This window comes from Thauera butanivorans NBRC 103042, assembly GCF_001591165.1.
GTDB classification, from domain to species: domain Bacteria; phylum Pseudomonadota; class Gammaproteobacteria; order Burkholderiales; family Rhodocyclaceae; genus Thauera; species Thauera butanivorans.
In genome coordinates this window covers 1-12003 of the sequence record NZ_BCUG01000087.1, presented here as the reverse complement: position 1 = coordinate 12003, position 12003 = coordinate 1, and the positions used below count along the sequence as shown (strand labels likewise).

The window sequence follows — 12003 nt, the reverse complement described above, 5'->3', positions numbered from 1 at the left end:
CAGCAGAGCATCCGACGGCGGCGGCGGCGATAGCAGTGCCTCGGCAAAACGCTTTTGGTCCGCTAGCGACAGGCGGATGACTTCAGCCTGTTCAATGGCCCGCTGGGCGGCCTCCTGCACGGCAGACACTACGAAATCCGTCATGGTTCGTCCTTGCAACTCCGCGGCACGCTTGAGCATCGCGTGGAGATCGGTGCTGATCCGGGCTTCGAGTCGGGCAGTGGAAACGGCTTGTGGCATGGTCTAATCCTCCTTTTGTTACTGTACGGCAGTTTGCCGTAAAAACAAGGTGCTCGGGTAGGTTGCAAAGCCTACAAGCGCAGGGGATGACAGCAAAGCCGATATGTAAGATGTTGTATGTTGTAATACAACGACATGCAATATTACAAGACTAGATTGGAAAAATCTTTCGCGTGCGAAAGTTCCAGGTGCCTACGGCAGATAGTCAAGCTATTTGCCGCAGTAGAAAGCTTTCGCCTGAGAGCCAAACTGCTGAATCACTGCCTTGGCGATGACCATGCGGTACGCGCATTTGGCGCCAGACCACCTCAAGGAGGCCCGGGATTTCAACCCGTTGGCACTTTGCCGTCGCAGAAACGACCAAGGCCGGCATGAGCCGGCCTTGAGTCATTGATTCGTTGGTGGCGGAACACGGAACCGAACCCGCGTCCGAGTATGAGGTTCTTTAGAAAAGCACTGATCTTGAGGGTGCTCGCCTCTATCAAATGGCCGTTTTGCATCGGGAAAATTCCAGGTTGGGTCGGCGCGGGGTTGCGATAGTCCCAAAATGGGACTACACTGCGACCCATGCGAGTGATTGCCGTGTCCACCCTTCGAGCCTTCTGGGAGCGCCATCCCGACGCCGAGCAGCCGCTGAAGGCTTGGTACGGAGAAGCCACGAGTGCGAGTTGGAGCCAGCCCGCCGACATCAAGTCGCAGTACCGCAGCGCCAGCGTGCTGAAGAACCGTCGCGTGGTCTTCAACATCAAAGGCAATGACTATCGGCTGATCGTGGCGATTGCATACAAGTTGCAGATCGTCTACGTGAAGTTCGTCGGCACCCACAAGGAGTACGACGCCGTCGACGCAGAAACCGTTGAAATGGCCTGACCGGCCACGGAGGAAAACATGGACATCCGCCCCATCCACACCGAAGCAGACTACAAGGCCACGCTCAAAGAGATTTCGGCCTTGATGGAGTCCGACCCTGATCTGGGCACGCCGGAGGGTGATCGCCTGGATATCCTCGCCACGCTGGTGCAAGCCTACGAGGCCAAGCACGTGCCCATCACCGCGCCTGATCCGGTGGAAGCCATCAAATTCCGGATGGATCAGAGCGGTCTGTCCGTCAAAGATCTTGAGCCGATCATCGGCAAAAGCAACCGCGTCTACGAAGTCCTGAGCCGCAAGCGCCCGCTGACGCTGGCCATGATCCGACGACTGCACAAGAGCCTGGGCATCCCGGCCGATGTGCTGATTGCGGAAACGGCCGCAGGGTGATCATCAAGCACTGAGCTTGGCTTCCACGGTGAACAGCGTTGTCATGGGGTCATCTGCTGAGGAGAAGAAGATGCACTACCCCGTGATGACTGAACGGCAACTTGCCTTCCGCTGGAAGATCAGCCTGAAAACCCTGCGGCGCTGGCGCCTCGATGGCGAGGGGCCAGTCTGGCACAAGTTGTTTCAACACGTCCGTTACCACGAGGCGGACGTTCTCGAGTTCGAACGCCAGAGCGCCCAGCACTGGACGGCGATCCTTGGAGATGGTGACCGTGTCCCGCGCGCTGTGACTCATCCGCCGAAGGCCGAAGGCGACCCTCAACCTTCCGATGCCACCGAGCCCGAACTGCAGTACATCAGTGTCAAGGAGATCGTCGAGGCGACCAGCCTGCCTGCGCACCTGTTCACTGACCGAATCGAGCGAGAGCGAAAGCGCATCCCACATCTGCTGCTGGTCAGGAACCTGCGTTTTTCGATGGATGCCATCCTGCAATGGGAACTGGCGAACAGCGTTCGGGGTGGCGTACCGGAAGCTGTGGTGCAAATCGTCGAACCAGAGCCTGAACCGGACGCCTCGGGTCGTGTGCCGCGCTGGCATGAACTCGTGAGGGAGCAGGACGGAGAACGGTGCGATTCCGTTCGGTAGCCTGAACAGATGTCCCCTCTTTTGGCCCAAAGTCCACCATTTCGGCCATTTGTCCCTTGAAGGTGGAGCACGGAACCGAACCCGCGTCCGCGCTCCGACGTAAATAGTAACGCGCCTGGCCCTTTGGACACGGCTTAGAGAACTTGGCCGTTTCGAGCCGGATAGTGGTCGCCAGTACGCGGCCGTTCCAGCGCGCTATTTCGCGGCCACGCCGCGCAAAACGAGCTTTCACTGATCGGAGTTTTCCGTATCCGGTCACTTTTGGTCGCCGATATGACATTTATGCACTATCCTGTCGTTCTTTACCACACACCACCGGCCGACCCATGCCCACGAACACCAGCGAAAGCGGAATCCTGACGATCAAGGAAGTCGCTGAGTACCTGAAGGTCACGGAGCGGACGATTTACCGGCTCGCGGCGGCCAGGAAGATTCCGGGCTTCAAAGTTGGCGGGATGTGGCGCTTCCGGACGGCGGACATCGACGGCTGGATCGCCGCCCAGTCGCAGAAGGCGGAGGGCAAAGATTGATCTCGGCCTACCACGCCAAGTATTACGCCCATGAGCTGACGCGGCGGCACGCGGCCGACGGCGTTGATCGCCTGTCGCAGTCGCTATTCGACGCCAGCGTTGACCTGAATCCGCATCAGATCGAGGCGGCCCTGTTTGCGCTGCGCAATCCCTTGCAGGAAGGTGTGCTGCTCGCAGACGAAGTGGGCCTCGGCAAAACCATCGAAGCCGCGCTGGTGGTTTGCCAGTACTGGGCGGAACGCCGCCGCCGCTTGTTGGTGATCTGCCCGGCGAGCCTGCGCAAGCAATGGGCGCAGGAGCTGCACGACAAGTTTGCCGTGCCCACCACCGTGGTGGATGCAGTTTCCCTGCGCAAGCAGTCTGCGGGCGACCTGCTCGCCACCTTGCAACGGCAGGTTGGCAAGGCGGTTGTGATCATGTCCTACCCGTTCGCCGCCAAACTGGAAGCCGAGCTGCGTGCCGTGCCCTGGGACGTGGTAGTCATCGACGAAGCGCACAAGCTGCGCAACGCGCACCGCGCCAGCAACCGCACCGGGCAGGCGCTCAAGCGCGCACTGCAAGGCCGCAAGAAGCTGCTGCTCACCGCCACGCCGCTGCAGAATTCCTTGATAGAGCTGTACGGCCTGTCGACGCTGATCGACGAGCACCTGTTCGGCGACGAAGCTGCCTTCCGCAAGCAGTTCATGAACAGCGGAACGGGCTTGGACGCACTGCGTGAGCGCCTTGCCAGCTTCGCCAAGCGCACACTGCGCCGTGACGTGCTGGAGTACATCAAGTACACCGAGCGCAAGGCGCTCACCCAGCCGTTCAACCCCACCGACGACGAGCAGGCACTGTACGAGCGCATCTCGGCCTTTCTGCAAAAGGAAGACTCCTACGCCCTGCCCAAGCAGCAGCGCCACCTCACGGCACTGATCCTGCGCAAGCTGCTGGCCTCCAGTTCGCACGCCGTCGCTGCCACCTTGGTCACCATCCGCGAACGTCTGCAGGACTTGCTCACGGCAGACAAAACGGAAGACGACGGCAGCCAACTGGTCGAACAGCTCATTGCCGAGGACGACCTGGAGCAGGACTATCTGGAAGAGGAAGCCAGCGAGGCAGAAGAAAACGCCGAAGGCCCGACGCCTGCGCCAGCCGAAGAAGGTAAACCGGGCGCTGCAAATGATGCCCATGCCGTCCGCGCCGCTATCACCACAGAGATCGCGGAGCTGACCGCATTCGTCGATGCCGCCCAAGCCCTGAAAACCGACACCAAGGCACAGGCGCTACTGAAGGCGCTCAACCTGGGCTTCGGCAAGATGGCCGAGCTGCGCGCGCCACGTAAGGCCATCATCTTCACGGAATCCAAGCGCACTCAGGAGTATCTGCACCGCTTCCTCTCAGCCAACGGCCACGCGGGCAAATTGGTGTTGTTCAGCGGCACGAACACCCACGAGGACTCCACCGCTATCTACCAGCGCTGGCTGGAAGAGTACAAAGGCACGGATCGCGTCACCGGCTCGCCGCAGGTAGATCGACGCACCGCGCTGATCGACCACTTCCGCAAGGACGACGGCACGGGCGCGGAAATCATGATCGCCACTGAAGCGGCGGCCGAAGGCGTCAACCTGCAGTTCTGCGCGCTGATCATCAATTACGACCTGCCGTGGAACCCGCAGCGAGTCGAACAGCGCATTGGCCGCTGCCACCGCTACGGTCAGCGTTTCGATGTGGTGGTCATCAACTTCCTCAACACCCGCAACCAGGCCGACCAGCGCGTGCTGGAACTGCTCACCGAGAAATTCAACCTGTTCTCGGGCGTGTTCGGTGCAAGCGATGAAGTGCTGGGCCGCATCGAGGGTGGCCTCGATTTCGAGAAACGCATCCTTCAGATCTACGACACCTGTCGCCAGCCGGAGCAGATCGATGCAGCCTTTAACAAGCTGAAAACGGAACTGGAAGAAGTCATCGCCGACCGCGTCAAGGACACCCAGTCCCAGTTGCTGGAAAACTTCGACGAGGACGTTCACGACCGCCTCAAACTGCGGCTTCAGGATGCCGAAGCCCGGCTCGACAAGCTGGGCCGCTGGTTCTGGGGCGTCACCCGCTATGCCTTGAGCGATCGCGCCCGCTTCGACGAGCAGTCCTACGCTTTCTCACTGAGCACGCCGCCCGGCGGCATTGCGCCGGGGCGCTACCAGCTCATTCGTGGCGCAACACAGCCGGACATGCTGGCTCACGCCTACCGCTTGAGCCACCCGCTGGGCGAGTGGAGTATCGACGCCAGCCTGGCTGCGCCCACGCCCGCCGCCACCGTGAAGCTGGACTATGCCAAGCACGGCGCGCGCATTTCCGTGATTGAGAAGCTGCGCGGCAAATCCGGTTGGCTCACGCTGGCGCGGCTGGAAGTCACCGCCTTCGAGACATCCGAGGCCTTGCTGTTTTCCGGCCTCACCGACGACGGGGAACCGCTGGATCAGGAAACCTGCGAAAAGCTGATGGGCATCCCGGCGGCGGGCAAGCCTGCCGCGTTGCACGCCGACGTGCCGCAAGCCTTGGCCGCCAACAGCCAGCGCGCGGTCGCCGCCACCATTGCCCAGGTACTGGAAGCCAACCAGCGCCTGTTCAATGAGGAACGGGACAAACTGGAACGCTGGGCCGACGACAAGCTGCTGGCTGCAGAGGAAGCTCTGAAGAACACCAAGGCATGCATTGCCCAGCTGAAGCGTGACGCCCGCAAGGCGGCCACCTTGCAGCAGCAAGACGGCATCCAGCGCGAGCTATCGGAACTGGAACGCAAGCAGCGCCGTCTGCGCCAGGAAATCTTCACCGTCGAGGACGAGATCATCGCCAAGCGCGATGAACTGATCGCCTCGCTCCAGCAGCGGCTGCAGGAAAAGACATCCAGCGAAACCCTGTTCAGCATCCGCTGGCAGGTCGCCTGAAGCATCTATTCACCAAGAAATTAGAAATTCCGAGATCAGGGCACACCATGACCAACAAACAGAATCCCAAGTTCCAGGAGCTCGTTGCCAAGCTGCGCGAGATCTTCCAGATCGACCGCCCGGAACTCGACTTCGGTATTTACCGCATCCTCAACGCCCGCGCGGGTGAGATCAACGACTACCTGCAAAACCGGTTGGCAGAAAAAGTGCAGGCCGCACTCAGCAGCGGCAGCGAGGCCCAGCGTGAGCAAGTGGCCCGCGAGCTAAACGAAAAGGAAGCCCAGTACCAGTCCGATGGCATCAACCCGGACACGGTGCCCAAGGTGCTGGAACTCCGCCAGAAGCTGGCGCAGTACAGCGCCGGTGCCAGCGAGCACGAGAACGCTGTGTTCTCGCACCTGCTGGCCTTCTTCTCGCGCTACTACGAGCAAGGCGACTTCATCAGCCAGCGCCGTTACAAGGGCGACACCTACGCCATCCCCTACGCGGGCGAAGAGGTGATGCTGCACTGGGCCAACAAGGATCAGTACTACACCAAGAGCGGCGAGAACTTCAGCAACTACAGCTTCAAGCTGGACGACGGCCGCACGGTGCATTTCCGCCTCGCCGCCGCCGACACCGCCAAAGACAACCGCAAGGACAACGACAAGGACCGTCGATTTGCCCTGGTGGCGGCCAAGACCGTTACCCGTGTGGATGAAAACGGCGACGAGGTCGAAGAAGAGCTGGTGCCCGTGGAGGAAGTTTCGGGCAGTGACGGCAGCCAGGAGCTGATCATCCGCTTCGAATATGCCGCCCAGCCGAAAGGCACCAAGCAGGAAGCGCTGGTCACCAAGGCCGTAGAAGCAGTGTTGGCGGATGCGTCCGTCAAGGCCCGCTGGCTGGCACTGGGTAACCGCGCGCCCACCGAGAAGAACCCGCAGCGCACCTTGCTGGAAAAACACCTGAGCGACTACACCACCAAGAACACTGCGGACTACTTCATCCACAAGGATCTGGGTGGCTTCCTGCGGCGTGAGCTGGATTTCTACATCAAAAACGAAGTCATGCACTTGGACAATGTGCAGAACGCGGGCGCGTTCGCCGACATCGAGAAGACCCTGCGCATGATCCAGTGCCTGCGGAGCATCGCTCTGGAGCTGATCACGTTCTTGGCGCAGCTGGAAGACTTCCAGAAGAAGCTGTGGCTGAAAAAAAAGTTTGTGGTGTCCAGCCATTACTGCATCACGCTGGATCGGGTGCCGGAAGCGCTGTGGCCGGAAGTGGTAGCAAACGCGGAGCAATGGGTGCGGTGGAAACAGCTGGGCGTCTGGGATGGCGATGCGCCAGGGACTGTGGACGACTTGAAGGTTGCACCGTATCGGATGGTGGATACCAGTCTGTTTGATGCCGAGATCGTGAACAAGCTGGTGGCACACATCGAGGACATTGATGCAAGCGTGAACGGCCTGCTTATCAACGGAGACAATTTTCAGGGACTTTCGTTATTGCAGGAGAAATGCCGCGAGCGTGTGAATTGTATTTACATTGATCCTCCCTATAACACGGATGCTTCCGCGATTATTTACAAGAACGGATACAAGGACTCTTCTTGGTTATCTTTACTTCAGACGAGGCTTGATCTTGCAAAGCGTCTCATGCAAGAAGATGCCCTGATTAGTGTTGCCATTGACGATCAGGAGGCATCCCCGATGGTTCAAGTTCTCGATTCAACATTTGAGAAGCAAGTTGGTGTTGCTGTCGTTAAATCGAACCCTCAAAGCCGAAAGACGAAGGGTAAATTTTCCCCTGTTCATGAGTACGCCTTTTTTTACGGGAAAAGTGATAAGTCGTTGCCGTACACCATTGGGTATAGCGCAAGCAAAGCTGCTCGATATCCATTAGAGGATGAGCAGGGCAGATATTCATGGATGAATTTCATCCGCGCGGGTAACGGCGATCGTCGCGAGGATCGTCCAAAGTCGTGGTACCCGATTGCAGTGAACTCACAGAACAAGATACGCATCTTGAAAATGGAGTGGAACGAGGAAACGCAAGACTACAAACTCCTGGAGCGACCACTTGCGGATGAGACACTTGTCTATCCCGTCAAGTTTGAGAATGGACAGCGCATCGAGAAGCGGTGGCAGCGCGGCTATAAGCGAGTAGCGACTGAGTATGAGGAATACCGAGTTCGTCGCGCTAATGATGGGGATATAACCATTGACTTCAAGACGCGCATGGATGATGAAGCGCCACCAGTTACTTGGTGGGATAAGGGCGAGTACGCCTCTGCAAATTATGGCGCATCGGAGTTGAAGGATTTCTTTGGAGAAAAGACGTTCGATTTTCCGAAAGCTAAGAAGCTTGTCGAGGATGCAATTCGCTCATGTGGCGCGGCAGAACCTGAAAGCATTACATTGGATTTCTTTGCTGGTTCTGGCACCACAGGTGAAGCTGTATTGCGGATTGGGCGAGAAACAAAAGCTGCTCATCGCTATATTCTTGTTGAGCAAGGAGCCTATTTTGATACGGTCGTCAAGCCGCGAATTCAGAAGGTTGTGTATTCCGCAGACTGGAAAGAAGGAAAGCCGACCACACCCGAAACGGGCATCTCCCACTGCTTCAAAGTCCTCAAGCTCGAAAGCTACGAAGACACCCTGAACAACCTGCAACTGCGCCGCACGACCGCGCAAGGCGATCTATTGAACACGCTGCCGCAGCAGGCCAAGGACGACTACCTGCTCAACTACCTGCTGGATGTGGAAAGCCGTGGCTCGCTGCTGTCGGTGGAGGACTTCAAAAAGCCCTTTGACTACACCCTCAACGTGGCCGTGGATTCGGCGGGCGCGTTCGAGCCGCGCAAGATCGATCTGGTCGAGACCTTCAATTACCTGATCGGCCTGCGCGTGAAGCATATCGACGCGCAGCCGCAACGCGGCTTTGTCACCGTTACCGGCACGCTGCCCAGCGGTGAAAGCTGCCTGGTGCTGTGGCGCGACTGCGATGTGCTGGATTACGAAGGTGTAACCAAGCTCTGCGACAGGCTGGCCATCAACCCGGCGGACAACGAGTTCGACGTGGTCTACATCAACGGCGACCACAACATCCCCACCGTGCTGACGCAGACGGCCGAGGAAGGCGGCGCCACCCGCGTGCTCAAGCTGCGCCAGATCGAACCGGAGTTTCTGGAGCGCATGTTCAGCGTGGAGGATGTGTGATGGCCGAGTTTGGAACCCCAACGGCTCAGCAAAAAACGCCGGAGCCCGGCCGCATCAAATCGGTCACCATCGAAGGCTTCCGTAGCCTGAAGAACATCCAGCACCTGGAGCTGCCGCAGCTCACCGTGCTCATCGGGGCCAACGGCGCAGGCAAGTCCACCCTGATCCGCTTCTTCGAGATGCTGAGCTGGATGCTCAAGGCCAAGAACCTGCAGGAGTTCGTGCTGCGCCACGGCGGCGGCGATGACCAGTTTTTCATGGGGGCGCGCAAGACCTCGCGCATCCATGCCGAGTTGTGCCTTGAAACCGCATCGGGCTACAACGACTATCGGTTTGATCTGGCCCACATCTCGGCTGGCGATTCCGTGATGGTGATGAACGAAGCCTATCGGTATTCGGCGCATCACATCCCGACCAAGGCGAAGTGGACCGAGATTGAAGGGGTGGGAAAAGAGTCCAGCCTGTTGGAGAAGAAGAGCAAGACGGCCCAGACCATCGTCAACCTTTTGCGTCAGTGCTCCACCTATCAGTTTCACGACACATCCATCAACGCCGCCATTCACAACCGCTGGGACGTCACCGAGTCGTTCCGCCTGCGTTCGGACGGCGGCAACCTCGCGGCCGTGCTGCTCGACTTGCGCAATGGCGACCGCAAACGCTACGAGCTGATCGTCAAGCAGATTGGCCGGGTGTTGCCGGCGTTCAAGGATTTTGTACTGGAAGAAGAAGCCGGCAAGGTGTTGCTGCGCTGGGTGGGGCGGCAAAGCGACAAGGTGTTCGGCTCTCATCTCACCTCGGACGGGTCGCTGCGCCTGTTCTGTCTGTTGACTTTGCTGAACCTGCCGCCCGAGCGCTTGCCGGATGTGATGTTCTTCGATGAGCCCGAACTGGGGCTGCATCCGCACGCCATTACCCTGGTGGCCGAGATGTTCAAACGCTTGTCGAAGAAGCGGCAGATCTTCATCGCCACGCAGTCGCCCTACCTGGTGGACTGCTTCGAGCTGGAAAACATCATCGTGGCCAGCGCCAGCAACGGCGAGACGGTGTTGCGCAACCTGCCGCGCGAGCACTATCAGCGCTGGCTGGACGAGGAATACCAGTTGTCCGACATCTGGTTGCAGCAGGCCGCAGGCGGCGTGGCATGGCTGGGTGACCCCCAGCCCGTCAAGCGGGAAGGTTCTCCGGATGCGAGACAGGTCGAATGATCCGGGTATGCATCATTTGCGAAGGCCCCACCGAGGTGGAGTTCGTCAACCGCTGCCTGGAACCCTACCTGCGGCCTAGTGGCGTCAGCGCCTACGGCACCGTGTTGAGCGCCAGGTCGGGGCGGCATCGGGGTGGGCGTGTCACCGTGGATCGGCTGGCCCACAAGATTTCACTGCACTACAGCGAGGCCGATCGTGTCTCCACGCTGGTGGATTTCTACGGTTTTCAGGACCGCGCAGGCCGCACCCGCGCCCAACTGGAAGCCGACATTGCCGCAGCTGCGCGGGCCATCACCACCGGCTATGACCCGCGCTACGTGCTGCCCTATGTGCAGATGCATGAATTCGAGGGCCTGTTGTTCACCAACCCTGCAGACTTTGAATGGGCAGAAGACGGCTGGAGCGAAGACGTGAAAGCGGAGTTGATGGCGGTGGCACAGGCGTTTCCGAATCCGGAAGACATCAACGACAGTCCCGAGACCGCACCGTCCAAGCGGATTCTGAGCATCTTTCCCGAGGGCACGTATTCAAAGCCCGAGCATGGCCCGTTGATCGCCGAGGCCATCGGGATTGACGCGATGCGCCAGAAGTGTGCGCAGTTCAATGCCTGGGTTGCTCATCTGCAGGCATGGGGTAATTGAAATGGCACGGCAAACAAAAAATCAGAAGAAACGCAGCTTCCATCAGGAGCTGGTGCTCAACCGCTGGGTGCTTGGTTTCTTCCATGGTGGCACGCTAGCGGCACTGAAGATGCGCCTGGGCGATGACCGCTTCGAGGGCATCGACGAGGACGGTCAGACCAAGTTCTTCCATGAGCTGACCCGAGGCTTGTTCGACCCGAACAAGGTGCCCGAGGCCGACCTGCGGCGCTACGACCTGAACGTAGTCGCCCACTGGCAGGCCATCACCGCCCAGCGCAACAAGCTGGAAGGCCACGAACTGCAGATGAAGTACTTCCAGTACCTTTCGCTGCTGTTCACCGAACTGTATCTGGACTGGTACTTCAACCACCGTCAGGACTTGCTCGACGGCCTGAACGAGGAGATGGTTCGCTACCGTGCCGAGAACGGCGCGGAACCGTTCCGCGATTTCGAGGCGGACGACCTGAACAAGATCGCCTTCTGGAATGCCACCGGCAGCGGCAAGACCCTGCTGCTGCACGTCAACATCCGCCAGTACCTGCACTACTTCCAGGCGGGGCGCAGCGATTATTTCCCCGACAAGATCATCCTGCTCACGCCCAACGAAGGGTTGAGCCGTCAGCATCTGGAGGAGCTGCACCTGTCCGGCTTCGGGTTCTCGCAGTTCTTCAACAAGGCCCAGTCACCCGCGCGCGGCACCATCGAAATCATCGACATCAACAAGCTGGGCGATGAGATGGGGGACAAGACCGTCGCCGTGGATGCCTTCGAGGGCAACAACCTGGTGCTGGTGGACGAAGGCCACCGTGGTACGGGCACGGCGGCGGGCGCGTGGATGGCGCGGCGCGATGCGCTGGTGCGAGGCGGTTTTGCCTTCGAGTACTCGGCCACCTTCGGGCAGGCAGTGGCCAAGGGCATGACCGTGGCAGCGGCGGAAGAAGACATCCAGAAAAAGCGCGCCAAGATGCTGTTCAACACCACCAGCCTGCGCAGTTTGGACGATGGGCAGAAGGCGCAACTCGCGCTGACCTTGGATGACAAGCGCCGCGCGCGCATCACCGCTACGCGCGAAATTTACGCCAAGTGCATCCTCTTCGATTACTCGTACAAGTTCTTCTATGAGGACGGCTACGGCAAGGAGTCGTTGATCCTCAACATGAATGGCGATGCCTACGAGCAGGCCGACAACGCTCGCAAGTATTTCACCGCCTGTCTGCTCGCCTACTACCAGCAGCTATGGCTGTGGAGCACGCACCGCGACAAGTTGACGGACTTCAACATCGAGAAGCCGCTCTGGGTTTTTGTCGGCAACACGGTGTCGGGCGAGGAGTCGGACATCCTGGAAGTGGTGAATTTT

The 12003-nt window shown here is 59.3% G+C and carries 10 protein-coding genes; 9 read left to right on the top strand and 1 reads right to left on the bottom strand.

All coding sequences use genetic code 11. From position 1 onward, the window contains the following. On the bottom strand, positions 1-240 hold a 240-nt coding region (locus TBU01S_RS21680; RefSeq protein WP_068639572.1), incomplete at its 3' end, for a type II toxin-antitoxin system TacA family antitoxin. A 582-nt stretch (positions 241-822) separates the two neighbouring features. On the opposite strand from TBU01S_RS21680, the gene TBU01S_RS21675 reads away from it, so the two are divergent. The 9 genes from TBU01S_RS21675 to TBU01S_RS21635 all read left to right on the top strand — a co-directional run. Then, the gene (locus TBU01S_RS21675; RefSeq protein ID WP_245651010.1) at positions 823-1110 is read left to right on the top strand and encodes a type II toxin-antitoxin system HigB family toxin; all 288 of its coding nucleotides are present in this window, start codon (positions 823-825) and stop codon (positions 1108-1110) included. Between the two features lie 18 nt (positions 1111-1128). After that, the gene (locus TBU01S_RS21670; RefSeq protein WP_031672505.1) at positions 1129-1500 is read left to right on the top strand and encodes a helix-turn-helix domain-containing protein; all 372 of its coding nucleotides are present in this window, start codon (positions 1129-1131) and stop codon (positions 1498-1500) included. A gap of 70 nt (positions 1501-1570) precedes the next feature. Next, complete coding sequence (locus TBU01S_RS24415) at positions 1571-2146, top strand: helix-turn-helix domain-containing protein (RefSeq protein ID WP_174524565.1); 576 nt, start codon at positions 1571-1573, stop codon at positions 2144-2146. 326 nt (positions 2147-2472) lie between these two features. After that, positions 2473-2676 (top strand): methylation-associated defense system helix-turn-helix domain-containing protein MAD1, encoded by a 204-nt coding sequence (gene mads1 / locus TBU01S_RS21660; protein WP_068639569.1) that lies wholly within the window; start codon positions 2473-2475, stop codon positions 2674-2676. Next, positions 2673-5600: an SNF2-related protein gene (locus TBU01S_RS21655; RefSeq protein WP_068639568.1), complete on the top strand. Its 2928-nt coding sequence runs from the start codon at positions 2673-2675 to the stop codon at positions 5598-5600. Before mads1 ends, TBU01S_RS21655 begins: the two co-directional genes overlap by 4 nt. Before the next feature lie 47 nt (positions 5601-5647). After that, positions 5648-8800: a site-specific DNA-methyltransferase gene (locus TBU01S_RS21650; protein ID WP_068639567.1), complete on the top strand. Its 3153-nt coding sequence runs from the start codon at positions 5648-5650 to the stop codon at positions 8798-8800. Next, positions 8800-10005 (top strand): AAA family ATPase, encoded by a 1206-nt coding sequence (locus TBU01S_RS21645; RefSeq protein WP_083953786.1) that lies wholly within the window; start codon positions 8800-8802, stop codon positions 10003-10005. The genes TBU01S_RS21650 and TBU01S_RS21645 overlap by 1 nt, the downstream gene beginning before the upstream one ends. Continuing rightward, a complete protein-coding gene (locus tag TBU01S_RS21640) occupies positions 10002-10646 on the top strand; it encodes a DUF4276 family protein (RefSeq protein WP_068639566.1) in 645 nt (214 codons plus the stop codon). The genes TBU01S_RS21645 and TBU01S_RS21640 overlap by 4 nt, the downstream gene beginning before the upstream one ends. A 1-nt stretch (position 10647) precedes the next feature. Next, positions 10648-12003, top strand: a 1356-nt coding sequence (locus tag TBU01S_RS21635; RefSeq protein WP_169802995.1) for a DEAD/DEAH box helicase family protein, incomplete at its 3' end; no start/stop codon positions are given.